23 protein-coding genes and 1 other RNA gene are annotated in these 24,427 nt (G+C 66.9%); 18 read left to right on the top strand and 6 right to left on the bottom strand.

What is annotated here, in order from left to right:
* Nucleotides 1-70: 70 nt before the first annotated feature.
* The 9 genes from H5T73_03460 to H5T73_03420 all read left to right on the top strand — a co-directional run bounded on the left by H5T73_03460 (nucleotide 71) and on the right by H5T73_03420 (nucleotide 8,449).
* Complete coding sequence (locus H5T73_03460; GenBank protein MBC7246822.1) at nucleotides 71-1,450, top strand: methyl-accepting chemotaxis protein; 1,380 nt, start codon at nucleotides 71-73, stop codon at nucleotides 1,448-1,450.
* A 15-nt stretch (nucleotides 1,451-1,465) separates the two neighbouring features.
* Nucleotides 1,466-2,770, top strand: coding sequence for a methyl-accepting chemotaxis protein (locus tag H5T73_03455; protein ID MBC7246821.1), 1,305 nt, complete (start codon nucleotides 1,466-1,468; stop codon nucleotides 2,768-2,770).
* A gap of 98 nt (nucleotides 2,771-2,868) precedes the next feature.
* Nucleotides 2,869-3,336: a chemotaxis protein CheW gene (locus H5T73_03450; protein MBC7246820.1), complete on the top strand. Its 468-nt coding sequence runs from the start codon at nucleotides 2,869-2,871 to the stop codon at nucleotides 3,334-3,336.
* Nucleotides 3,337-3,411: 75 nt separating this feature from the next.
* Nucleotides 3,412-3,777, top strand: a complete 366-nt coding sequence (locus H5T73_03445; protein ID MBC7246819.1) for a response regulator — start codon at nucleotides 3,412-3,414, stop codon at nucleotides 3,775-3,777.
* Between the two features lie 26 nt (nucleotides 3,778-3,803).
* Nucleotides 3,804-4,856, top strand: a complete 1,053-nt coding sequence (locus H5T73_03440; GenBank protein MBC7246818.1) for a chemotaxis response regulator protein-glutamate methylesterase — start codon at nucleotides 3,804-3,806, stop codon at nucleotides 4,854-4,856.
* A gap of 35 nt (nucleotides 4,857-4,891) precedes the next feature.
* Nucleotides 4,892-6,925, top strand: coding sequence for a chemotaxis protein CheA (locus H5T73_03435; GenBank protein ID MBC7246817.1), 2,034 nt, complete (start codon nucleotides 4,892-4,894; stop codon nucleotides 6,923-6,925).
* Between the two features lie 50 nt (nucleotides 6,926-6,975).
* On the top strand, nucleotides 6,976-7,587 hold the full coding sequence (locus tag H5T73_03430; protein MBC7246816.1) for a chemotaxis protein CheC: 612 nt from the start codon (nucleotides 6,976-6,978) through the stop codon (nucleotides 7,585-7,587).
* The gene (locus H5T73_03425; GenBank protein MBC7246815.1) at nucleotides 7,587-8,102 is read left to right on the top strand and encodes a chemotaxis protein CheD; all 516 of its coding nucleotides are present in this window, start codon (nucleotides 7,587-7,589) and stop codon (nucleotides 8,100-8,102) included. The genes H5T73_03430 and H5T73_03425 overlap by 1 nt, the downstream gene beginning before the upstream one ends.
* Entirely contained in the window at nucleotides 8,102-8,449 is a 348-nt protein-coding gene (locus H5T73_03420) for an Asp23/Gls24 family envelope stress response protein (GenBank protein MBC7246814.1), read from the top strand. The genes H5T73_03425 and H5T73_03420 overlap by 1 nt, the downstream gene beginning before the upstream one ends.
* 141 nt (nucleotides 8,450-8,590) lie before the next feature.
* Here H5T73_03420 and H5T73_03415 read toward each other — a convergent pair whose 3' ends face one another.
* The 6 genes from H5T73_03415 to H5T73_03390 are packed head-to-tail and all read right to left on the bottom strand — an operon-like array spanning nucleotide 8,591 to nucleotide 13,596.
* Nucleotides 8,591-9,592 carry a peptidoglycan-binding protein gene (locus tag H5T73_03415; protein ID MBC7246813.1) on the bottom strand — a complete coding sequence of 334 codons (1,002 nt, stop codon included), beginning with the start codon at nucleotides 9,590-9,592 and terminating at the stop codon, nucleotides 8,591-8,593.
* 3 nt (nucleotides 9,593-9,595) lie between these two features.
* Nucleotides 9,596-11,698, bottom strand: a complete 2,103-nt coding sequence (locus tag H5T73_03410; protein MBC7246812.1) for a PAS domain-containing protein — start codon at nucleotides 11,696-11,698, stop codon at nucleotides 9,596-9,598.
* Nucleotides 11,673-12,050: a hypothetical protein gene (locus H5T73_03405; protein MBC7246811.1), complete on the bottom strand. Its 378-nt coding sequence runs from the start codon at nucleotides 12,048-12,050 to the stop codon at nucleotides 11,673-11,675. The genes H5T73_03410 and H5T73_03405 overlap by 26 nt, the downstream gene beginning before the upstream one ends.
* Complete coding sequence (locus tag H5T73_03400) at nucleotides 12,047-12,349, bottom strand: hypothetical protein (GenBank protein ID MBC7246810.1); 303 nt, start codon at nucleotides 12,347-12,349, stop codon at nucleotides 12,047-12,049. The genes H5T73_03405 and H5T73_03400 overlap by 4 nt, the downstream gene beginning before the upstream one ends.
* Nucleotides 12,350-12,387: 38 nt before the next feature.
* On the bottom strand, nucleotides 12,388-12,783 hold the full coding sequence (locus tag H5T73_03395; GenBank protein ID MBC7246809.1) for a response regulator: 396 nt from the start codon (nucleotides 12,781-12,783) through the stop codon (nucleotides 12,388-12,390).
* Nucleotides 12,784-13,596, bottom strand: a complete 813-nt coding sequence (locus H5T73_03390) for an ATPase (GenBank protein ID MBC7246808.1) — start codon at nucleotides 13,594-13,596, stop codon at nucleotides 12,784-12,786. It lies immediately after the preceding gene.
* Nucleotides 13,597-13,924: 328 nt separating this feature from the next.
* On the opposite strand from H5T73_03390, the gene ffs reads away from it, so the two are divergent.
* The 9 genes from ffs (at nucleotide 13,925) to H5T73_03345 (ending at nucleotide 24,212) form a co-directional block, all read left to right on the top strand.
* Nucleotides 13,925-14,190, top strand: an RNA gene (gene ffs, locus H5T73_03385) — signal recognition particle sRNA large type.
* Nucleotides 14,191-14,270: 80 nt separating this feature from the next.
* Entirely contained in the window at nucleotides 14,271-16,370 is a 2,100-nt protein-coding gene (gene dnaX / locus H5T73_03380; GenBank protein ID MBC7246807.1) for a DNA polymerase III subunit gamma/tau, read from the top strand.
* A 69-nt stretch (nucleotides 16,371-16,439) separates the two neighbouring features.
* The gene (locus H5T73_03375; GenBank protein ID MBC7246806.1) at nucleotides 16,440-16,754 is read left to right on the top strand and encodes a YbaB/EbfC family nucleoid-associated protein; all 315 of its coding nucleotides are present in this window, start codon (nucleotides 16,440-16,442) and stop codon (nucleotides 16,752-16,754) included.
* A 9-nt stretch (nucleotides 16,755-16,763) separates the two neighbouring features.
* Nucleotides 16,764-17,360 (top strand): recombination protein RecR, encoded by a 597-nt coding sequence (recR, locus tag H5T73_03370; protein ID MBC7246805.1) that lies wholly within the window; start codon nucleotides 16,764-16,766, stop codon nucleotides 17,358-17,360.
* Between the two features lie 125 nt (nucleotides 17,361-17,485).
* Nucleotides 17,486-18,727, top strand: a complete 1,242-nt coding sequence (locus tag H5T73_03365; protein MBC7246804.1) for an aspartate kinase — start codon at nucleotides 17,486-17,488, stop codon at nucleotides 18,725-18,727.
* 36 nt (nucleotides 18,728-18,763) lie between these two features.
* Nucleotides 18,764-19,771, top strand: coding sequence for an aspartate-semialdehyde dehydrogenase (locus H5T73_03360; protein ID MBC7246803.1), 1,008 nt, complete (start codon nucleotides 18,764-18,766; stop codon nucleotides 19,769-19,771).
* Entirely contained in the window at nucleotides 19,772-20,959 is a 1,188-nt protein-coding gene (locus H5T73_03355; GenBank protein MBC7246802.1) for a CPBP family intramembrane metalloprotease, read from the top strand.
* Between the two features lie 223 nt (nucleotides 20,960-21,182).
* Nucleotides 21,183-22,139, top strand: coding sequence for a CPBP family intramembrane metalloprotease (locus H5T73_03350; protein MBC7246801.1), 957 nt, complete (start codon nucleotides 21,183-21,185; stop codon nucleotides 22,137-22,139).
* Between the two features lie 180 nt (nucleotides 22,140-22,319).
* Nucleotides 22,320-24,212, top strand: a complete 1,893-nt coding sequence (locus H5T73_03345) for a zinc-ribbon domain-containing protein (GenBank protein ID MBC7246800.1) — start codon at nucleotides 22,320-22,322, stop codon at nucleotides 24,210-24,212.
* Nucleotides 24,213-24,427 lie beyond the last annotated feature (215 nt).

Genomic DNA, 24,427 nt, shown 5'->3' with positions numbered 1-24,427 from the left:
TCGGCCGGGAGGGCGCAGGCCGGTGCCGCGGCCGCTCGCGAATCGATCCTGAGAGCTTGGAGGGAAAAGCATGGAAAAGACCGCCGATAAGAGCGGAACGTCGCGCTTTGGCATGAGCACGCGCGGGGCGGCGCTGGCCTGCGCCGTCGCCTTCATGGCGGTGTCCCTGGCGTTCTGCGTCGCGGGGATCGCCGTTTTCGCATCGGGAGCCTCGCGCGCGGACAGGGCGGCCGAGGCGGCGGAGACGGGAGAGGCGCGGGAAGAGATCGCGTCCGTGGGCGATATCCTGGAGGGGGCGCTGCCGTTCGCCGTGGTCGTGCTGGTGCTGGAGGCGGTCCTGGGGGCGGCGGCGGCGGTGTTCGTGTACCGCTGGCTTGCGGGGACGGTAAAGGAGATCACCTGGCAGGTACAGCAGGTGGCGGGAGGGGACGGGGACCTCACGCGCAAGATCGTGGTACGGGACCGGCATACCTTCGGGGAGCTCGCGGATTCCATCAACACCATGATAGCGGCCCTGCGCGGCTCGGTGGCGGAGATCGGGAGGATAGCGGGCGAGCTGAGCAACAGCGCCGAGCAGGTTTCCGCTGTGATCCAGCAGATGAACGCATCGAGCCAGGATATATCGAGCACCATCGCCCACATCGCCAAGGGAGGGGAGGAGCAGGCCCGCAGGGTGCTCGAGACCTCGCATTCCATGGAAGTCATGAACGTCTCCATCCAGGAGATGGCGGAGAAGGCGGGGCTTTCCAACCAGGCGGCCAACGAGGCCATCGAGATAGCGCAGAAGGGGGCCGAGGCGGCGGTGGAAACGGCGGGGGCCATGGAGGTCATCCGCAAGGCCGCGGAGTCCGTGGTGGAGGCCAGCGCAGGCCTGGAGGAGAGGTTCATGCAGATCGGCATCATCGTGGACGTGATCACCAGCGTGGCCGACCAGACCAACCTCCTGGCCCTCAACGCGGCCATCGAGGCCGCCAGGGCGGGAGAGCAGGGGCGGGGCTTCGCCGTCGTCGCCGAGGAGGTGAGGAGCCTGGCGGAGAACTCCCGCAAGTCGGCCGAGCAGATCTCCAACCTCATCCGCGAGATCGAGTCGGGAGTCAACAAGATGAGGGGCAGCATCGACGCGGCGATCGAGCAGGTGAGGGGCGGCACGGAGGTCGTGGAAAGGGCGGGAAGGGCGCTGAGGGAGATCGCGGTATCCATCGAGACCACGTCGCGCTACGCCAGCGAGATCGCGGAGATCACCAAGAGGCAGGTGGCGGAGAACGAGGAGGCCCTCAAGGCCATCACCGAGATCGCGAGCATCGCCGACGAGACCGCCGCGTCCTCGGAGGAGGCCTCGGCGACGGTGGAGGAGCAGACGGCGTCCATGCAGGAGATGGCGGCCGCGGCGGCGGAGCTCGCCGCCATGGCGGAGAAGCTCAACCAGCTCGTGGGCGGCTTCAAGGTGTGAGAGGCGCAAGGAAAGGTGCGTGAAGTGGAGCCCCTGGAAAAAGAGGTCAACAGGAAGACGGCATCCATCATCGTCAGGTTCATGACCATCACGGCGGCGATCGTCTTCCCCCTCGGGCTGGCGGGAAGCGTGGGCATCGCCTACGCCGGCGACAGGCTCTCCTGGTCGCCGGCGCTGGTCGGGCTGCTCTTCGGCTTCGTCGTCGTGTCCGTGGTCCTCGGTGTGGCGGCGACCCTGGTGCTGTACATATACATGCTACCCGTGCGCAACCTGAACATCGTCCTGGAAAGGCTGCGCCAGAAGGACTTCACCGCGCACGCCGACGAGAGGCGCGCGGGCATACTGCGCAATTTCGCGGAGGCCATGAACGCACTGGCTGATTCCATGCGCGCCATGATCAGGGAGCAGGCGGAAACGGCCGACCAGCTGACCACGGCCAGCGAGACCATGTCCAGCGTCTCCCGGGAGACGACCATGACCTCGCAGGAAACGGCGAACACGGTGGCCCAGCTGGCGCGCGGGGCCGAGGAACAGGTCAACGCCATCATGCAGGCCCAGGGCACCGTGAGCGAGATCGTGGACGAGATCTCCCGGGTGGCGGAGAGCTCGCAGGAGGCAAGCAGGTTCAGCGCCCAGGCGCAGGACACGGTGCAGAAGGGAGTGCTGGCGGTCCACCGCGCGGCGGACAAGATGCAGCAGATCAAGCAGACCGTGGACGCCTCGGCGAGGGCGGTGAGGGAGCTGGAAGAGCACTCCACACAGATAGGGCTCATCGTGGACGTCATCACCTCCATCGCGGACCAGACCAACCTCCTGGCCCTCAACGCGGCCATCGAGGCCGCCAGGGCCGGGGAACAGGGGCGGGGATTCGCGGTGGTGGCCGGCGAGGTGCGCAACCTGGCGGAGGGATCCGCGAAGGCCGCCTCACAGATCGCGAACCTGGTGCGGGAGATCCAGAGGGGCATCGACAGGACCATCGAGGGCATGGAGGGCGGAACGCTGGTGGCGGACGAGGGAAACATGGTGGTGGGGGAAGCGCGGGTCATGCTGGAGGAGATAGACGAGGTCTCGAGGGGCATCGCCAGCCAGGTCTCCTCCATCTACGAGGCGACGCAGCAGGTTTTCGAGAAGAGCGGCAAGGTGGTGGAGGCCATGAACTCCATCGCAGGCATCGCGGAGGAGTCGGCGGCCTCCACGCAGGAGGTCTCCGCCTCCATCCAGGAGCAGACCGCGGCCATGCAGGAGGTGACGGCGGCGGCCCAGGAACTGGAGGAGATCGCCAACCGCCTGCGCGCCATGCAGCGTGAATTCAGGACGTGAGGGGAACGCGCGTTGAGGGGGGTGGTGGCGTGATATATAGTTGGTGTGAGGACCGCTCACCCGCTGCAGGAAGGTGACGTCGAAGGGGGACGGTGCCCATGGTCGAGGAAACAAGGGCGGCGGAGGAGCTCCAGCTGGTGGTCTTCAGCCTGGGGCGGGAGGAGTTTGCCGTGGAGGTCACCCAGGTGCGCGAGATAATGCGCATGGAGGAGATCACCCGCATGCCCAAGAGTCCCCATTTCGTGGAGGGGATAATAAACCTGCGCGGGCAGATAATCGCCGTCATCGACCTGGCCAAGCGCCTGAACATCGAGGCGCAGGAGCGCAGCGGGGATACCCGCATCATCGTCGTGGAGGCGGGGGACGTGAAGGTGGGGATGATCGTGGACTCCGTTTCGGAGGTTCTGCGGGTGGATGCCGACGCGCTGGAGCCCAGCCCCACCCTGGCGGCGGACGTGTCGGCCGCCTTTCTGACGGGCGTCATAAAGCACGACAACCGGCTGATAATCCTCCTCGACCTCACCAAGGTCCTGTCCCTGGAGGAAATGGCCGGGCTCGGGTTTTAAGGTGCCGACAGCTTTTAGGGAGCCGGTGGGAAAATACGATATATATAGATATGAGAGGAGGGAAAGGAGGAAGGGATGGCGCCGACCGTGCTGATCGTCGATGACGCCCTGTTTATGCGCATGATGATCAGGGACATCCTGTCCAAGGACGGTTTTGAGGTGATCGGCGAGGCCGAAAACGGCGTGGAGGCCGTGGAGCGGTATAAGGAGATGAGGCCGGACCTCGTGACCATGGACATCGTCATGCCCGAGATGGACGGCATCGAGGCGGTCAAGCAGATCATGAAGATAGACCCCAACGCCAAGATCCTTATGTGCAGCGCCATGGGGCAACAGCCGCTGGTGGTCGAGGCACTTGAGGCAGGCGCGAAAGACTTCATCATCAAGCCCTTCCAGCCATCGAAGGTCATCGAGGCGGTAGAGAAGGCGCTCAAGAGCTGAGACGTTTCTCCCCGCAGGGGGAGGAGGTGAGTCGTTTGCCCCAGAAGATAAGGGTTCTGATCGTCGATGACTCCGCTCTGGTGCGCAAGCTCTTGAGGGACGTGATAACCGCCGACCCGGAGATGGAGGTGGTGGGGACCGCTTCCAACGGCATAGAGGCCATCCGCGCGGTGCGCGAGCTGGAGCCCGACGTCGTCACCATGGATATCCACATGCCGGAGATGGACGGACTGACGGCGCTGGAGTACATCATGCGCAAGCATCCCCTCCCGGTGGTGATGCTCAGTGCCTTGGTGCAGAAGGGGGCCTCGCCGACGCTCAAGGCCCTGGAGCTGGGGGCGGTGGACTTCATCGCCAAGCCGAGCCATTATCCCTCGGCGGTGAAGGAGGTGCGCGACGAGGTCGCCATGAAGATAAAGACCGCCTTCCAGGCCATGGACCACGTGCGCAGGGGTTACGGCAAGAGGAAGGCGGGCAGGAAGCTCGAGGTGGGCAAGAGGGCGCGCGAGGGGGAGAAGCTGGTGGTGATCGGGGCTTCCGCCGGGGGGCCCAAGGCGCTCTCCGAGATCATGCCCATGTTCCCGAAGGAAACGCCGGCGGCCATCGTCATCGTGCAGCACATGCCCGGGGTCTTCACGCGTTCCTTCGCGAGCAGGCTGAACAGTATCTCGTCGTTGCCGGTGAAGGAGGCGGAGGAGGGAGACGAGGTGCGCGCGGGGACGGTGCTGGTGGCCCCCGGAGGGAACGATCTCATCATAGGCCTGGGCGACGGGGGGCCGGCGCGCGTGGAGCTCATGGAGTCCATGAACCGGGGAGGAGCCACGCCCCGCATCGACACCACCATGATCACCGCGGCGGAGACCTTCGGAGAGGACGCGATAGGGGTGATCATGACCGGGATGGGGTCCGACGGAGCCAAGGGTATGGAAAGGATAAAGAAAGGCAAGGGAAGCACCATAGCCCAGGACGAGGACAGCTGCCTGGTCTTCGGCATGCCCAAGGTGGCGATAGAGAGGGGTTGCGTGGACTGGGTGATGCCGCTGGAGAAGATACCGGGCAAGATCCTGGAGCTGCTGTGACCTTGCCGCCGTGACGGTCCGGGGGTGCTCGCGGCATGGACATGGACATATCTCAATACAAGGAACTCTTCATAAACGAGGCCCAGGAACACCTGGAAGCCTTGAACCAGTCCATGGTCGACCTGGAGAAGGATCCCGGGAACCCTGACGTCCTCACGGAGATATTCCGCTCCGCCCATACCCTGAAGGGCATGTCGGCGACCATGGGGTTCGATCAGCTCACCGAGTTGACCCACGAGATGGAGAACGTCCTCGACGGGCTGCGGAGCGGCGACATCGAGGTGAGCACGGAGATCGTGGACCTACTCTTCGGCTGCTTCGACATGCTGGGGGCCATGGTCAACGCCATAGCCGAGGAAAGCGGGGAGGTCATCGACTCCCAGCCGGTGATAAGCGCGTTGCGGGAGGTATACGGGGGCGCCAGGCCATCGTTCACGGGGAGCGAGGCGGCGGCGAGGCGCAGGGTTAAAAAGGAGGCGGAGGAGAGGGCGGAAGAAGGGCCCGTGGAGCCCGTGGAGGCCGGGGCGCCCGTTGCTGCAGCGGAGGGGAAGGCCAGGGAAGCGAGGAGGATGCGCTTCCGGGTGACCCTGGACAAGGACTGCGTGCTCAAGTCGGTGCGCGTTTTTATGATCTTCAAGAAACTGTCCCGCATGGGGAGGATCACCGGCTCGAGGCCTTCCATGGAGGACCTGGAGGACGAGAAGTTCGAGCGCTCCTTCGAGATAAGCCTGGACACGGCACAGGATGAGGAAGACATACGACGGGCCCTCCTGAGCATAGCAGAGGTTTACCAGGTGGAAGCCCTCGCGCCGGAGGGAGAAAGGGAGGCGGAGAGGGAAGAGGCCCCGGAGACGGTCGCCCCCAGAGAGGCGGCGACGAGGGAGGCGCCCCCCGAGCCGCTCGGCGCGACACAGCCGACCGTACGCACCCAGAGCGTGAGAGTCAACATCTCGCGACTGGACAACCTCATGAACCTCATCGGCGAGCTGGTCATCAACCGCACCCGCCTGCAGGAGATCGCCTCGTCCTACAACATACCGGAGCTCAAGGAGGCCCTCGCCCAGACGGCGAGGCTCACGGCGGAACTGCAGGACGAGGTGATGAAGACGCGCATGGTGCCCGTGGAGCACATCTTCAACCGCTTCCCGCGCATGGTGCGCGACCTGGCCAAGAACCGCGGCAAGGAGGTCGATTTCTCCATGGAGGGGAGGGACATAGAGCTCGACCGCACCATCCTGGACGAGATCAGCGACCCCCTCATGCACCTCCTGCGCAACGCCGTGGACCACGGCATCGACCCGCCCGAGGAGCGCGAGGCGAGGGGGAAGCCCAGGCGCGGCAGCATACGGCTCGCGGCGCGGCGCGACCGCAACTACGTCTCCATCGAGGTCTCCGACGACGGGCAGGGAGTGGACCTGGACAGGGTCTTCGAGGCAGCCCTGGAGGCCGGCCTGGTATCGGCGGAGGAGCGCCTCTCGTTCGGCGAGGATGAGGCCCTGCGCCTACTCTCCACGCCGGGATTTACCACCGCCAGGGAGGTCAGCGGCGTTTCCGGCCGGGGGGTGGGCCTGGACGTGGTGAGGAACAAGGTGGAGTCGCTGGGCGGCATGCTCATCATGCAGACGACCAGGGGCGAGGGCACCACCTTCGCGCTGAAGCTGCCCCTGACCCTGGCCATCATCCAGGCCCTGCTGGTAAAGGTGCAGGGGGAGGTCTACGCCATACCGCTGGGGATGGTGGCCGAGACGGCGGTGATATCGGCGCACGACGTGAAGTACGTCTCCAACCAGGAGGTCATCTTCCTGCGGGACGAGACCCTTCCCCTGGTGCGCCTCTCCCGCTGCCTGGGCCTGGCGGAGACGAACGGGAAGGGGGCCTTCCCGGTGGTGGTGGTGGAGGTCTCGCCACGCAGCGTGGCCATCGCCGTGGACGAGCTGATGGGACAGCAGGAGATCGTCATCACCAGCCTGGACAAGTTCCTGAAGGGGATAAAGGGGTTCGGCGGAGCCACCATCCTGGGAACGGGGGAGGTCGCGCTTATACTCGACATACCGACTCTGATATCCTGATGAAGAATCCTGATGAAGAACGGGAACGGCGTACGCGGAAAGGAGGAATCATGGCGGAGAGGAAGGGCCTCACCCCGCTGCAGCTCGATGCACTGAGGGAGGTGGGCAACATAGGTTCCGGCAACGCCGCCGTGGCCCTTTCCACCATGGTGGACAAGAAGGTGATGCTGAGCGTCCCGCGGGCCTCGCTGGTTCCCCTGGTGAGGGTTTCGGAGCTGGTGGGGGGAGCGGAGACGCCCGTGGTGGGCATCTACCTGCACATAAGCGGAGACGCGTCGGGCAGCATGCTCCTTCTCCTCGAGGAAGGGAGCGCGCGGGAGCTCGCACAACTCATGGTCACCGGTGCGGAGGGAGGCGACCTCTCCACGGTAGCCCAGTCCGCCCTGCAGGAGACGGGGAGCATCCTGGCAGGGTCTTACCTGAACGCCCTTTCCCAGATGACCGGCATCCTGCTCAAGCCGTCCGTGCCCGGCTTCGCCATGGACATGGCGGGCGCGATCATCGATTTCATACTGGTGGAGATAAGCCAGTCAGAGGATTACGTGCTGGTCATCGAGACGGAGTTCGACATCATGCAGCACAAGATCCGGGGCCACCTGATCCTTTTCCCCGATCTCGGGTCCCTGGACATAATACTGGGAAGGCTTGGAGTGAGCGCTTAGTGGGAGAGGAAACGGTAAACGTCGGGGTGGCCGAGTATTACGTCACACACAACCCACACGTGCTGGCCAGCTACGGGCTTGGGAGTTGCGTGGGCGTGGCCATCTACGACGAGAGGAGGAAGATAGGAGGCATGGCCCACATCATGCTGCCCGACTCCAAGGCCATCAGCAAGCCCGGGGGGCCGGGCCGTTACGCGGACACGGCCGTTCGGGCCGTGGTCGAGGAGATGGAAAAACTCGGGTCCAGGCGCCGCGACATGCGCGCCAAGATGGCCGGGGGAGCATGCATGTTCACCATCCCCGGCGCCACCAACCCCAAGAACGTACCGGGCCCCGCCCTGGGGATGCAGATAGGCGAGAGGAACATCAAGGCGGCCAAGCGGGCGTTGCGGGATCTCGGGATACCGCTGGTGGCGGAGGACACCGGCGGCACCTACGGGAGGACCATGCGTTTCCACATAAGCGACGGTAAGGTCACCATCAGCTCGATAAAGCACGGGGTGAAGGAACTGTGATGAAGGAGTCCCGCGGCGAAGGCATAGACGTTTCCCCGGAAGCCATAGCCACCCTTGCTGCCCAGGCGGCGACGGGGGTGGAGGGGGTGGCGGCAACCTACCGCAAGCCGGTGGAGAGCATCACCTCGCGCATGAAGAGGGAGTTCGTGCACAAGGGCGTGAGGGTCGAGCGCGAGGGAGAGTCCTGCCGGCTGACCCTTTACCTGAAGGTGGAATACGGGGTCAACCTTCCCGCCATGGCCCGCGAGGTGAAGGGCAGGGTGAAGGAGTACGTGGAGGGATTGACGGATATCCGGGTGGATGAGGTGGAGGTGGTCATCGAGGATATCGAGCCTCCGCCGGCATGACGGGCGCCCGCCGGCATCACCCGCCCGCCGCCCCCGCGGCCTCGCTTCTCCGCGCCGTCACCATGCGAGCTTCCCTGCGCAGTTCCGGTGGAGCCGCGACACGTCGCGTGATGCCGGCATGACGGATGCCGGCAGGACGCCTCAGGCGCCGCCTTCCTCCTCCAGGGGGGTGAAGTAGGCAAGAACGGCTCGGGCGATGGCGTCGCAGAGCACGGCGGGGGGCTCCTCGTCCGGCGGCCACTCCATGATCACGCAGGGCATGCGCGTTTCGCGCAGGAGGGGATAGTTCCTGCCCTCCGGGGCTGCCCCCTCCGCCCCGGTCAACCTCGCCACCTCCTCGCGGAGCAGCTCCGCGAGCCGCTTTCCGCGTCGCGAGGAATAGTGCCTGCCGCCGAAGTAATAGTAGCGCGCCTCCGCCTGATCGCCGGGGCGCAGGGAGAGGACGACGTCCGCCCCCTTTTCGTTGGCCAGGCGGGCGCGCTGGCTCTCACCGACGGCGCCGGAGCAGCCCCCGGTGATGATGGGGACAAGCCCCTGGGCCGACAGCTCCTCGCCCGCGCGGCGCATGATGTCCTCGCATTGCGCGTGGCCCGCGGCAGCGTCGAGGACCACGCCGCGACCCTCCTTCCCCCTTTCCTGGCGATCGCGCAGGGCCTCGTGCACCTCGGCGACGCTGACCTCCTTCATGGCGTGGCGCAGGCGTTGCAGGCAGGATATGGTGGAGGACCCGGCGATGCCGTCCACGGGCAGGCCCATGTTGTGCTGGAAGGCGCGGAGGGCGCGGTCGGTATCCGCGCCGAAGATGCCGTCCTCGCGGCCCGCGTCGAAGCCCAGGCGGTTCAGGTACTCCTGGAGCTCCCTCACGTCGTCCCCCCGGAAGGGAGGGACGCGCAGGTAGAGGAACCTGTCTCCCAGGCGGAAAGAGGCCTCGACGAGCTCGTGCCAGGTGGCCTCGTCCACGCAGCCGTCGACGCGCAGCCCGCGCCCGGCCTGGAACTCCCTCACCGCCTGCTCCGTGTACGCGCCGAAGACGGAATCCCGCAGCTCCGCCTCGAAGCCGGGGGGCGAAAAGCCGAGGTCGTGCAGCCTCTTCTGGATGTCGGCTACTGCCGGGCCGCGATCTCCTCGCGCGATGGTACGCAAGGATCACTCCTCCTTGTGCACGGGCAGGGTGAACTTGAAGGAGGACCCCCTGCCCGGCTCGCTCTCCACCCATATGCGGCCGCCGTGGCTTTCCACGATGCCCTTGGATATGACGAGGCCCAGCCCCAGGCCGCCGGCGGAGCGGGTGGAGTCCGTCTCCACCTGGTAAAACATGGTAAACAATCTTTCCTGCTCGCGCGGGGGGATGCCGGGGCCGTTGTCCCTCACCTCTATCTCCACCATGTCCGGTTCCCCGGCGAGGCGGGCGAAGACCTCGATGGTTCCCCCGGGAGGCGTGAACTTGATGGCGTTCCCTATGAGGTTTTCGAGCACCTGGTGGACGCGCCACACGTCCACGCTCACGGGGGGCAGGCCTTCCGCGACGGCGGAAGCGAGCTCCAGCCCCTTTTCCGCGGCGCGGCTCTTGTATTCGGACACGGCGTTGACGACCAGCTCGTCTACGGGGGCGGGCCATTTCTTCCCCACCAGGCGCCCCTCCTCCATGCGCGTGATGTCCAGGAGGTCGTTAATTATCTTGGTCATCTGGTCGGCGCGGGCGTTCATGATCTTGATCTTGTCCATCTGGAGCGGGGCGAGCTCGCCCAGCTCGCCGTACTGGAAGGCGTCCGCGTAACCCTTGATGATGGAGAGCGGGGTGCGCAGCTCGTGGGAGGCTATGGCGATGAAGTCCGATTTCATCTTGTCGAGGACGGAGAGCTCCTCGTAGGCCTTTTCCAGGTCCTGGTGGGTGCGCTCCACCATCGCCTCCAGCCTCCTCCTCTCGCTCAGGTCATGCGCTATCCCCACGATGCCCACGAAGCTGCCGCCCCGGAAGAGGGGCGCGGAGCTTATCTGCACGGGAAGGGGGCTCCCGTCCGAGCGGCGCAGGAAGGTCTCGAAGAATACCTTCTCGCCGCGGCGGCGCCTTTCCAGCATGCGCTCGACCTTCTCGTATTCCTCCGGCATGACGATGTCCCGCGGCGTCTTGCGCATGAGCTCGTCGGGGAAGCTCATGCCCAGCATGTCCAGGAAGGCCTGGTTGCAGAAGGTGAACCTGCCCTCTGCGTCCATGGCGTAGAAGCCGTCGTTGAGGCTCTCGATGAGCAAGTTGAGATAGTCGGTGGTCTCGGCGAGGCGGCGCTCCAGCCTCACGTATTCCGTGACGTCCTCGAAGAGGAGCAGGGCCTCCCGCATGTTGCCCGCATCGTCGGTCAGGGGGTGCAGGCGCACGCGGTGGAAATGGTCCTCGCCGTCCACGACCTGGTGCACGCGCGGCTGCTCGAAGGAGCGGCCCTCCACCAGGACGCGGCGCAGGATGTGCTTCCAGTCGGCCCGGAATTCCTGGGGCATGATGTCCAGTGCCGGCAGGCCGGGAAGGCAAGAGTCCTGGAGCCCGCACGCATCCCCCAGCCAGTCCAGCATGGGACGGTTGCAGCGCAGGAGGCGGAAGTTGCGGTCCAGCACGGCTATCTTCACCGGCACGCTCTCGAAGAGGCCCGCCTCGCGCTCCGAGGCCTCCATGAGGGAGGCCCTCTCCTCGGCTTCCGCCGTGATGTCCTGGATGGTCACCAGGAAACGCTCCCCCTCCCCCTGGGCCTCGTCCGCCTTCCTTATCCAGACGCGGCACACCCCGGAGCGGTCCTCCAGGTGATACTGCTCGAAGGGGCGCTCGAGGCGCCCTCCCTCCGCCGCGGCCCTTTGCAGCTGCAGCGTCCAGCCCGCGAAGAACGGCGGCAGGAAGGCCTCGTCCAGCATGGTTCCCGCCAGGGGGGACCTCTGCCTGCCCAGGGTACCGGGAAGCTCCTCCGCCGGGGGGTTGGCGGCGATGATGCGCCCCTCGCCGTCCACGAGCAGGGAGGGGTGCGGCAGCATGGCGAGGAGGCGCACATGGCGTCGCTCCAGGGAAGGGCGCGGTGCCGCGGGTGGTTGCATGCCGGAGGTCGCGGCGGCGAGCACCGTGCAGAGGAAGGCAAGGGCGGCGAGGGCGGTTGACGCAGCGCGCCACGAAGCGGCCCCGGCCACCAGGGCCAACAGCGCGAAGAGGGCGGCGGCGGTGAGTGAAAGGGCGAAGAGGCGTCCCCTAACGGCGGCCTTCACTTCGCTCACCGCCTTTCCCGCGGAACCCCATCAGCTCGCCCCAGACCCAGTACCAGTATTTCACGGTGGCCACCAGCGCGAAGGTCATGGCGACGGCCATGGGCGCGAAGGTGGCGAGGACCTTCACGAGCAGGTTGACCTGCGGCTCCGCTTCCGGCAGCCCCGAGGCCCCGGTCAGCAGCAGGACCGCGACGGCGGGTAGCGGGAGAAGGAGAAAGGCGAGGGAGGCCAGGTAGAGGCGGTGATACGGGGGGGTTTCGAGCGCGTGCCCCAGCCTCCTGCTCAGCACCATGAGCAGCAGGAGCATCATCCCCACCGAGAAGGGGCCGACGGCGAACATGGCGGAGGAGAGGTAAGTCATCTTCCCAGCATCAGGCGATAGACCCGGTAGACCACCACCAGCAGCGCCAGCCCGGCAAGGGCCGGCAATATCGCGTACCAGGGGGCGATGAAGGACGAGTCGCCCAGGGAATAGAAGAGCGTGCCGGCGCCCATGAAGACGAAGAAGACGGCAAGCAGCGGCGCGTATGTGCGCCCGCCGAACCTCTGCTCCGCCAGGCGGCAGATGCCGAAGAAGTAGGCCAGGAGCATGGCCGTGGCCGAGGCGTTGTAGAGCCAGAAGAAGAGGGACAAGGTCTTCCACCATGCGTAGGACGTCACCGCTCCCCTTTCTCTCAGCCTACTGACGACGCAACGCCTCAGGAGGGGCCCGCGCTTCTGCTTCGCTCGTCGAGGATGCGTTTCACCTCGGTGAGCAGCTCCTGCTTGCTGAAGGGCTTGGTTATGTAGCCGGCGGCCTTCATGACCGAGAGGCCGATCATCTTGTCGATGTTCTGCGTGCGGGCGGTGATGAAGGCGACCGGCGTGTCCTGCGCCTCGGGGTCGTTCTTTATGCGCCGCAGGACCTCCCACCCGTCTATCTTGGGCATCATGATGTCCAGGAGGATGAGGTCCGGCTTCTCCCGGAAGGTCTTCTCCAGCGCCTCTTCCCCGGAGAAGGCGACGATGGTCTCGTACCCGGCGTTTTCCAGGAAGAGCTCGATGAGGTCCACCATCTCCCTGTCGTCGTCTACGATGAGGATCTTTTCCGCCACCTATCCCACCTCCCCCTCGCCCGCAGGCTTCCCCTTGGGGCCGAAGACCTCCATGAAAGCGTCTATCTCCTTCTTGCGCGGCAGGCCCGAGAGCACGCCTTCCCTGTCCTTGAAGGGGCTCTCTATGGATACCCCCTTCTCGGTGACGCGGAACTCGCGTATGGACTTGTCGTGCGAGCTGGCCCGCTGCTTGAGGACCAGGATGGCCCTGCTTATGGAGGAGTCGAGCTCCACGTAGCGCAGGACGATGACCGCGTCCACGAGGTAAGAGATCCCGTACTGCGCCGCGGCCATGTCGCCGGTTATCTCGGGGTCCTCCTGGGTGACCATGGCGGTGAGCCCGTGCCGCAGCAGGGCGTTGGTGAAGGTGAAGGCCACCTCGCGCAGCTTCACCGGGTCCCTGGCGATGCGTTCCAGGTGGGAGATGGAGTCCACCAGGATCCTCCTGGCCCCGAGCTCCTGCACCATGGTGTCGAGGAGCCCTCCGGGCGCCTGCGCCTGCTCGAAGAATATCTCGGGAGATGTGAAGAGTATGCGCAGCAGCCCCTTCCGCTCCAGCTCCTGCAGGTCGAAACCCAGGGAGAGGGCGTCACGCAGCAGCTTCTTCGGGAAGTGCTCGAAAGTGACGATGAGCCCCGGTTCGCCGTACTCCAGGGCCCCGCGCGCTATGAACTCCAGCCCCAGGCATGTCTTCCCCGTTCCGGGGGCTCCGAGGACGAGGGTCACGGAACCGCGGAACGGGCCGCCGTCCATCATCTCGTCCAGGCGCGGTATGCCCGTGGAGACCCTCTCTTTCAGTTCCACGCTACACATTTCTCCCCCTCCGTTTCCTAACTTATTATACACGCAAGACGCGAAAACCTGCCCGCGCACGGATTATGCGCGGAACCGGCGGGCGTGGCGCGGGCGTCGCGCCTCCGCTCCTCGCCTCCCCGGCCGTTGCGGACGCGGAGAGGTTCGCGGCGCTGAGTGCGGGTTCGAGAGAAGGGACGGGGGGCGGGTTCGGAAGGAGTTGCGAAGGACCGGTGGCGGAGAGAAAAAGCGCGGGCGGGCGGGAAGGAGAAGAGCGGTCGGGCGACAGGGGGAAGCGCGGGAAGGCCGGGGCCCCGCGTGAGGGTGGCGTGCTATACTAAAGACGTGATCGTGCTAAGCGGGGAGCTAGCGGTGCCCTGTACCCGCAATCCGCTACAGCGGGGCCGAATTCCCAACCGAGGCTCTCCGGTCTTGAGTACAGCGCACGGGCAAGTAGCGTTGAAGGTCGGGTCCTGCGCAACGGGAACTTGTGAACCCCGTCAGGTCCGGAAGGAAGCAGCGGTAAGCAAATCTTCCCGTGTGCCGCAGACAAACCTGTCCGGAGCCAACTACCCGCGTAGCGCTCGGGGTCGGGAGTCGAAGGCGGGTGCACGATCACATATATTTGGAGCCGGATCCTTCGGGGTTTGATCGAGGGCCGGCTTCCGGCGTGGTAAGGTTCGCGAAAGGGAACGGTGACGGACTTGGCTTACGTGTCGCTTTACCGAAGGTGGCGCCCCCAGACCTTCGAGGAGGTCGTGGGGCAGGATTACGTCACGAGGACGCTGGCCAACTCCCTGCGCAGCGGCAACTTCGCCCACGCCTATCTCTTCGCCGGCCCGCGCGGGACGGGGAAGACGAGCACGGCGCGCATACTGGCCAAGGCGCTCAACTGCGTGGAAGGGCCCACGCCGAGCCCGTGCAACCGCTGCGATTCCTGCCGCGCCATCACCGAGGGCAGCTCAGTGGACGTGGTGGAGATCGACGCCGCGTCGAACCGGGGCATCGACGACATCCGCGACCTCAGGGAGAGGGTGATCTTCACCCCCGCCTCGTCGCGCGTGAAGGTCTACATCCTCGACGAGGCCCACATGATCACCAGGGACGCCTTCAACGCCTTCCTGAAAACGCTGGAGGAACCGCCAGCTCACGTCGTTTTCGTCCTGGCCACCACCGAGCCTCACAAGGTACCCCAGACCATCCTGTCCCGTTGCCAGAGGTACGACTTCCGCAGCGTCCCCGTCTCTCTCATGTGCGAGTTCCTGCAGAAGGTGGCGGGGGAGGAGGGCTTCACGGCGACCGGCGAAGCCCTGCGCCTGGTGGCGCGCCGGGCGCGCGGGTCGGTGCGCGATGCCCTGGTCTTCCTGGAACAACTTGCCAGTTACGGCGACGGGGTGCTGGACGAGACGGCCGCCGCCGGTTTCCTGGGCCTGGTGGAAGAGGAGATGCTGGTAAGGCTGGGGGAGTGCCTGGCTTCCGGGCGCGTACGGGACATCATATCGGTGGTGGAGCAGGCCTACGAGGAGGGCAGGGACCTGGTGCATTTCGCAGGGCAGGTGCAGGAGCACTTCCGCCGCGTCTTCCTCCTGCAGCACGCGGAGCTCGCCGCCGCCGACCTGGAGGTGGACGAGGCGACGCTCGGGGAAATAAGGGAACAGGCGGCGATGATGAGCCCGGAGAGGGTCGTCTTCGTCATCTCGTCCCTGCAGCAGGTGCAGGAGGAGATGAAGCGTTCCTCGGCTCCCCGCCTGGTCCTCGAGAGCTCCCTCGTGGCCATGGCGCGCGAGGAGCTCGCGACCTCCCCGGAAGCGCTGGCGTCCAGGCTGGAGAGGCTCGAGGGCAGGTTGGAGAGAGCCTTGCGCCGCGGGGGCGAGGCGGTCGCGGCTGCCGGCAGGGGCCTGCAGGCCGGGAAGACGGGACAGGACGCGAGGAAGGCGGGGGTCGGAGGAGAGGCGCGCGAGGAGGGGCGCGAGGAGGCGCGCGAGGAGGCGCGCGAGGAGAGGTTGAAGCCGGAACACCCGCCCGCCGCGCGGGAGCAGGGCGCTGGGGAGGAGGCGCGCGAGGAGGGGCCGGGGACGCGTCCGGCTGCCGCGGGCGCCGATATAGCGACGGTACGCAGGGCCTGGCCGCACATAAAGGAAAGGGTGAAGGAGAGGAGGGTGATCACCCATGCCCTGCTGCTGGAGGGGAAGCCCGTGGAGGTGGGCGAGGGCGTCCTGGTGATCGCCCTCCCGCCTGACAGGTCCTTCCACCGCGATGAGCTCGAGAAGGAGGGCAACAGGAAGGTACTGGAAGCGGCGCTGGAGGAAGTGCTGGGAGTGCGCCTGGGCGTGAGCGTGCGCCTGGAGGAGGGTGGGGGCACGGTCGTCGCGGGTGAGCGCCGGGAGGAGGCGCACGCGCGGGGAGCGGGCGAGGGAGCCTCCGGGAGAAGGAAGGAAGCGCCGCGTAAGATGCCCGGGGAAAGGGAGGAGAAGGCGGAAGAAGGGGCGACGGAGTACGGCATCGCGGAAGAGGCGCCGGCGTCGCAGGGGGCGGCCGCGGCGCAGGAAGGAGAAGGCGCGGAGACCGGTGGCGTGAAGGCCGCTGCGGGTAAGGCCGCTGCGGGAAGGACCGAGGGAGACGACATGGGGGGTATTGGGGCGGGCGTGCCGGAAGCAGGGGAGGCCGCCCCGGGAAAAAAGGAAGCGGAGCGCAGGGACGGGAAGGCCGCGGAAGCCCACGAGGCGGGTAAGGTGAAGCTGGTGAAGGACGTCTTCGGCGCGGAGATGGTGGAGGAGATCAAGCTCTCCGATTGAGGGCGGGGTGCCGTTGCCCCTCCCGGCGCCGGACGTGCCGCACGGGTGCCGAGAGATGGAGGTCGTCGCATGAACGGTAACCTTCAGAAGATGATGAAGCAGGCCCAGAAGCTGCAGCGCCAGATGCTGGAGGCCCAGGAGGCCCTGGCCGAGGAACGCCTGGAGGCCACCTCGGGCGGGGGCATGGTGAAGGTGGTGGCGGACGGACAGCAGAACGTGCTGGAGATCAGGATAGACCCCCAGGTGGTCGACCCGGAGGACGTGGAGATGCTTGAGGACCTGGTGCTGGCGGCGGTGAGCGAGGCGCTGCGCAAGTCGCGCGAGCTGGCGGAGGAGCGCCTGGGGGCGTTTACCAAGGGCATGAAGATACCCGGACTGATGTAGGAGCGGCCAGTGCTGTACACACCTCCCATCGCCCGCCTGGTGGAAGAACTTTCCAGGCTCCCCGGGATAGGACAGAAGACGGCGCAGAGGCTGGCCTTCCATCTCCTGAAGGTGCCGCGGGAGGACGCGAGGGCCCTGGCGGAAGCCATCCTGGAGGCGCGCGAGAAGGTCACCTTCTGCCGCCGGTGCTTCAATTTCGCCCAGGGCGAGTTGTGCGAGTTCTGCGCGGACGCGCGCAGGGACGCCGCCCTGGTGTGCGTGGTCGAGCGTCCCCAGGATATCGTGGCCGTGGAACGTACGGGGGAATTCCGAGGCCTCTACCATGTCCTGGGAGGGGCCATATCCCCCATCGACGGCATAGGGCCGGACGACCTGCGCGTCAGGGAGCTCCTGGAGAGGGTGAGGCGGGACGGCGTCCGCGAGGTCATCATCGCCACCAACCCCAGGGTGGAGGGAGAGGCGACGGCCATGTACCTCGCCGATCTTCTCAAACCCCTTGGCGTCAGGGCCACGCGCATCGCCAGCGGGCTGCCGGTGGGCGGGGACCTGGAATACGCGGACGAGGTCACCCTGGGGAGGGCGTTGAAGGGCAGGCTGGAGTTGTGAGCGTTCCCTCGCGGTGCGCCCCGCCTCTCCTTGACACCGTGGTAGGCCGAGCGTAAAAGAAGGATGTGGCGCGGGAGAGCGCGGGACGCGCCTGGAAACGGCAGCGGAAGGAAGGCGTGTGAAGGGTGGAAAGCGCGCGGATAATCGTGCAGAAATACGGCGGGACCTCGGTCGCCGACACGGAGAAGATAAAGAACGTGGCGCGCCGCGTCTCCGAGAACAGGAAACGGGGCGACCACGTGGTGGTGGTCATCTCCGCCCTGGGCGACACCACGGACCGCCTCATAAAGCTGGCGCACAGCATCAGCGAGAACCCGCGCGAGCGGGAGATGGACATGCTCCTCGCCACCGGCGAGCAGGTATCCGTGGCGCTGCTCTCCATGGCCATGCACGAGCTGGGCTACGAGGCCATATCCTTTACCGGCGCCCAGGTGGGCATAGTGACCGACAGCACCCACACCAGGGCGAAGATCCTGGACGTCAAAGTGGGGCGCATACTCGAGGAGCTGGAGAAGGGGAGCGTGGTGATCGTGGCCGGCTTCCAGGGGGTTTCCCTGGACGACCAGATAACCACCCTGGGGAGGGGAGGCTCGGACACCACGGCGGTGGCGCTGGCCGCCGCGTTGAAGGCCGACGTCTGCGAGATATACACGGACGTGGAGGGCGTCTACACGGCGGATCCGAGGCTGGTGCCGGAGGCGCGCAAGCTGTCCAGGGTGACCTACGAGGAGATGCTGGAGATGGCGGCCACCGGCGCCAGGGTTCTGCAGCTGCGGAGCGTGGAGTTCGCGCGTAATTACGGGGTGGTGATGCACGTGAGGTCCAGTTTTTCCGAGGAAGAGGGAACGTGGATTTCGGGGGAAGAGGATCGCATGGAGAAGGCCATCATCAGCGGCGTGACGCACGACGTCGACGAGGCGAAGGTCACCGTCTTCGACGTCCCGGACCGGCCGGGCGTCGCGGCCGCCCTTTTCCAGGCGCTGGCGGCGGAGAACATCAACGTGGACATGATCATCCAGAACGTGAGCGAGGACCAGAGGACCGCCATCTCCTTCACGGTGAGCAAGGAGGACCTCAGGAAGGCGGAGGAGATAACCCGCGAGGTGGCGGAGAGGCTGGAGGCCGGGGGGGTGAGCGTGGACGAGTCCATCGCCAAGGTCAGCCTGGTGGGAGCGGGGATGCGCACCCACCCGGGAGTGGCCGCGGACATGTTCAGCGCCCTCGCGGAAAGCGGCATCAACATAGAGATGATCAGCACCTCGACCATCAAGATAAGCTGCGTGATAAGGGCCGAGGACGTTAAGAAGGCGGTGCGCGCCATACACAAGAAGTTCGGGCTGGAGCGCGGCGTGGTGATGAGGGCTTAAAGGGCAGGGAAGGCTTATGAAGGCGAGGAGAAGGGCATGAGCCGGGAATATCGCGTGGCGGTTGTGGGCGCCACCGGCATGGTGGGCATGAGCATGCGGGAGATCCTGGAGGAAAGGGATTTCCCCGTGAGCGACCTGCGCCTGTTGGCCTCCGAGAGGTCGCGGGGCAGGAGGCTGCCCTTCCGCGGGGAGGAAGTGGAGGTGCGGGTGCTCGACGAGAATTCCTTCCGCGGCGTGGACCTGGCCCTCTTCTCGGCGGGCGCGGACATCGCCCTCCGCTTCGCGCCGCTGGCGGCGGAGGCGGGCGCGCTGGTGGTGGACAACAGCAGCGCCTTCCGCATGGATGAGGACGTGCCCCTGGTGGTACCCGAGGTGAACCCGGACGACGCCTTCCGTCACCGCGGCATCATCGCCAACCCCAACTGCTCGACCATCCAGATGGTGCTGGTGCTCAAGCCCCTGCACGACCGCTCGCCACTGCGGCGGGTGATCGCCTCCACCTACCAGTCCGTTTCCGGCACGGGCAAGGATGCCGTGGAGGAGCTGCGGGATCAGACCGCCGAGGTCCTGCGGGAGAGGGAGGCGGTGCCGCGGGTGTACCCGCACCCCATCGCCTTCAACTGCATACCGCACATAGACGCGTTCTTTCCCGGGGGCCACACCAAGGAGGAATTGAAGATGGTGAACGAGACCAGGAAGATAATGGGGATCCCCGATCTGCCGGTCTGCGCCACCGCCGTGCGCGTGCCCGTGTTCATCGGCCATTCCGAGTCGATAAACGCGGAGTTCGCGGAGGCCATAGACCCCGCAGAGGCCAGGCGCATACTCTCCGACGCGCCGGGCGTCGAGGTGGTGGATGACCCGGAGAACGCCCTTTATCCCCTGGCCCTGGAGGCCGCTGGGAAAGACGCCTGCTACGTGGGGCGTATCCGCGAGGACACCTCCTGCCCGCGTGCGCTGAACATGTGGGTGGTGTGCGACAACATACGCAAGGGGGCCGCCCTCAACGCCGTGCAGATCGCCGAACTCGTCCTGGAGAATTGAATGACGGAAAGGGACGAAGGGGTCGGCGGCGCGAGCGGCGCAGGCGGGGCAGGTATGCCGGGTTGCTTCTTCCACCCGGACCGCGAGGCGGCGGCCTTCTGCATCTACTGCGGGAGGGCCATCTGCGGGGCGTGCGAGCGGGGCGAGGGCCTCGTTCACAGGTGCCCTTACTGCCACCTGAGGCAGACGGCCCCGCCGCCCGTCCACCCGGGAACGGCGCCTTACGCACACCCGGGAATTCACCCGGGAACGGCGCCTCACCCTTACCCCGTGTACCAACCACCCCACTCGGGCCCCTACCCTTCTTCCCGGCCCTCGTACGCGCCGCCCCACCCGCCGCAAGCGGTTTATCCCCCTCCGCCCTATCCTCCGCCCCACCCGCCTTCATACCCGCCGCCCTATCCGGGCACGGGGCCATACCCCTACCCGGCGTACCCCGCGGCCTACCCGGCTCCGAGGCCCTCGCTGCAGCCGCCCGAGCCGGCCGACGAGAGGGAGAAGAGGTGGTGGAGGGCGGACTGGAGTCTCGCCGAGGTTGCCGTCGCCCTGGTGGCCATCTTCGGCCTTTACAACGTGCTCAGCGTGATCCTCCTCATCACCACGGAGAACCCGCTTTTCTACAGCTACATTTCCTACGCGCTCTTCTTCTGTCCTCTGATAGCGTTGAGCTGCTGGTACATCCCGCGGCGCCACGGCCGCGGCAGGGATGAGATGGGGTTGCGTTTGGGCAGGCCGGCGAGGACGGCGCTCTACGGCGTGGCGGGTAGCGCCACCGCCATGACCTTCAGCTACGGGGCGTATTTCGCCATATACCTCATCTTCTACCTGATAGCGGGAAGGGGGCCGGTGGCGGAACAGACGGAACGGCTGCAGGAGATGGGAGGGGCCCAGGTGGCACTGGTGATCGCCGTGGTGGTGCTCCTGGCCCCCGTTTTCGAGGAGATCCTCTTCCGGGGGCTTTTCTACCCCGCGCTGCGCAGGCGCATAGGGCCGCGGCTGGCGATCTTCCTCAACGGCCTCATCTTCGGGGCGCTCCATTTCCAGCCCCTTTTCATGCTCTCCCTGGTGCTGGTGGGCATAGTGCTGGCCTACCTCTACGAGAAGTCGGACTCCCTGCTTGCGCCCATGGCCGCCCATTCCCTCTACAACCTCTCCGTGATCCTCATCTCCCTCCTCGCCGGGTGGTGAGTTCCCCTGTACCCGCCCGTATACAGGTAAGGGCGCGACGTTGCCGATATATTCTCTGGCGTCGGGCCGGCCACCGGGGACGGTAGTACGGACGAGATACGTATGCGGGCCGGGATGAGCCGGGAGGCGGGCCGATAGGAGCCGGGATGCGAACCGGAAGGGGCCGCGGAGGGGCGGAAGGGACCGGGTCCCCCGCTCAGGGCCGAGAGAAGGGGAGGAGCCGTTGCAGGGCGGAGGACGGGGGGAGACGCCGAGCGGTCAGGGCGGGCCGGTGGCGGCCAAGGTGGTCGCCTCCTGCGCCTTTCATCCCGGCGTGAGGGCCGTTACCCGCTGCAGCAGGTGCGGCTCCCTCATCTGCTCGGGATGCCAGCGGGAGGCGGGCGGCAGGCGCTTCTGCGAGACGTGCTTCCGCGGCATGCTGGAAAGAAGGGGCGAGGCGGCCTTGCGGGGCGCCGCTTACGGCAGGCATGCGGCCGCGCCCCGCCAGCTCGTGACGCCGTGGCGGCTCTGGCCCGGGCTCGCCTTCCTCCCCGTCCCCTTCGCGCTGAGCGGCCTCATGACCTACATGATGAGGCAGGGCGGGGAGGTGTCGGTGGGCCTGGCGCAGCTCTTCATCTCCCTCCTCCTTTACTCCACCACCCTGGGGTTCGCCTACATGGTCGTCTCCCGCCATGGTGACTTCTGGCAGGAAATGGGCGTGCACGCGGGTAACCTGCCGGCGAGCCTGGGGCTCGGCGTAATCTGCGGCTCCCTGGCCTTCTGGATCGGCGCCGCGTGCGCCTTCCTGTCCAACGGCCTCTTCAACCGCCTGGGATGGTTGGAGGAATGGCTTAAGGGGTTCTTCGACGTGAACGCGAGAGGGCTGACGGGCGGCGACCTTATCCTGGCCGGCGTCATCATCGTCGTCGCCGCGCCGCTGTGCGAGGAGCTTTTCTTCCGCGGTTACCTCTACCCGGCGATGCGCGATCGCCTGGGGGTGTGGGCGGCGGTCTTCCTCAACGGGTTCATATTCTCGGCGGTCCATTTCAGCCTTTACGGGCTCCTGGGAAGGACCCTGTCGGGGGCGCTCTTCTGCCTCCTCTACGAGTACACCGACAACCTCTGGTCTTCGGTGACCGCGCACGCGCTGAACAACTTCGTGGCTTTCTTCCTGCCCCTTGCCGTCATGTGGAGCTCGTGACGCCGTGGACGACGGGCCGGAAACCCGCATGAACACTGGCCTGAACGCCGATGTACGTGGGCGCGCGGCGCCGTTAACAAATCACCGCGAAGGGATTATGATGAGGAAAGAAGAACCTTAGATAGAAAAGCGGTATAGCGACGGCACGGGAAAGGTACGCCCCGGAAGGTCTACACCGTTATGGATTGTCCCTCTTGCGGAAGCGAGAACAAGCCCGACGCGGCTTTCTGCATGGCATGCGGGTCCCCGCTGCCGGAGGCCCCCTTCGCCCAGGTGGAGCGAGGGAGGCCGCAGGGAGAGGGGACCGGCGTGAAGCGGGCGGGAGCCGCGCAGCCGCGGCCGCATGCGTCCGTGGAGCCGGCGCCCCCGACCCCGGCCGCGACGTCCGGCGCTCCCGAAATGACGGCACCCGCGCCGTCGGGACAGCCCCTTCCGCCCGAGGCTTCCCCGCCTCCGCAGCCCGCCCCGCCGCCGCGGGCTTCCCGGGAGGAGGGGGCGGGGACCGCCGTCGGCGCCGTACCGCCCGCGGAGGGGAGCGGGAGCGCGGGCGAGGCCCCGGGGGAGGAGGGGCGGGTCGTGTCGCCCGGGGGGTTTGTTTTCGGCGGATACGCCCCAACGCCGGCCGGGGTCCCGCCGGGCGCCGCCGAAGCGCGAGGAGTGCCCCCCTCCGGAACGGCAACGCCCGGTATCGGCGGGACGGCTCCCGCACCCGGCACTCTGCCGCCGCCCCCGTCCCAAACGCCAGAGCATGCTCCCGCATCTTTCGAGGGCCCAACCGTGGCCGTCCCCGTTTCCGGGACGGGAGGGATCGAGGCAGAAGAGGCGCCGGTCGCGCCACCCGCGCCCCCTTCCGGCGGGGAAGGCGGGCGGGCGGCCCCGGTGGAAGCCGTGCCCCGGACACCCGTTGGCGGAGGAGAACCCGTCCCTGGCGCAGGGAAGGGAGTGGTGGGAGGAGGGAGCGCCGGCACCGGTATCTACCTTCCTCCGGAGGTGGACCACGCCGCTTACCCGGCAGAGCCGCCGCCGGAGCCGGAAGCCGTGGATGCCGCAGCCGCGGAAGCGGACAGGACGCAGGCCATGCAGTCCGTGGAAAGGTCCGAGGTGCGTCGTGCGAGCAGGGTGATATGCCCCGAGTGCTACGCCCCGAATCCCGAGCTGAACAGCTTCTGCCAGGAGTGCGGCAGCCCGCTCCCGCAGGCGTCGCTGCGCCAGCCCGCCTCGGCGAGGGCCCGCGCCTCCCAGGCGGCGCAGCAGAGGACCATGGCCATGCCGGCGCAGGCGGAAGCCGCTCCGCCCGGGGTCGCAACGACCGGGGTCCCGGCACCGGGGACCGCCGCGGCCGGCGTGGAAGCCTATCCTTATGCACCGGCGGCGCGGGCCGGGAAGGCGCGGGGAGAGAGGAGCTTCGGGGCGGCGGACGCGCTGGCGTTGCTGGCCGCGGCGGCACTGGCCGCCTGCCTCGTCCTGCCGCTGTTTCTGGAAGGTTTTTCCTATAAGAGGGGTTTGGACATCGGCATGTTCTCCCACCAGGGTTCCTACCTCCGGGGGAGGCTGGACCTCCTGGGAGGGCCGGGCCTGCTCCCCTACGGGGGGACGGAGTTCCTCACCGTGGGCCTGGTGGTCGCCCTCGCCCTGGCGCTTACCCTGCTCTTCCTGGCCCTGCGCATGGGAAGGGGGCCCATGTTCATGCTGGCGGGCTGCCTGCTCCTGCTCCCCCTCGCTTACGTGGTATTCCAGGCGATCCTCCCGCTGAGGCAGATGGGGGTGGAGATAGAGCCCGCGGCAGGGCTGGGAAGGGTTTTCTTCGGGAGCGGGGAGACCCCCGGGCTGGGTCCGCCAGTGTGGATGATGGCGGCCGCGGCGCTGTTGCTGGTCCTGGCCGGCTTCCTTGCCCCTCCACGGGGATGGGGAAGGCTCTTCACTTTCATCGTCTTCCTGGGGCTCGCGCTGGGGGCGGCCTTCTTCTGCGCCGCCTGCTACAACTGGAACATCTTCATCTCGGAGGCCGCCATGGGAGGCCGCCCAGCGGGTGCCGCTGCCCGTGTCATCTCCCTCGTTTATACTTGCACCTGAGGCGGCGGGCGCCGCGCTCCCCGTGAGGCCCCGCCCTTGTCGTCGCTCGAGAAAAGACGGGAACGCATGAGGAGGAATGTCGAACGAGGGGCGGTATGAGCGCGCGGCGGCATGCCGGGCCGCCGCCACTTCGCGGCGCCCGTGTCGGTCGGTGCCGCCCCGGGAGCCGCCCCGAGGAGGACTGCCGAGGGATTGCGCGGAAGAGGGTGGGATGC

The organism is Actinomycetota bacterium, from assembly GCA_014360655.1.
Lineage (GTDB): Bacteria > Actinomycetota > Geothermincolia > Geothermincolales > RBG-13-55-18 > JACIXC01.
This window is presented reverse-complemented; position numbering and strand designations above follow the sequence as displayed.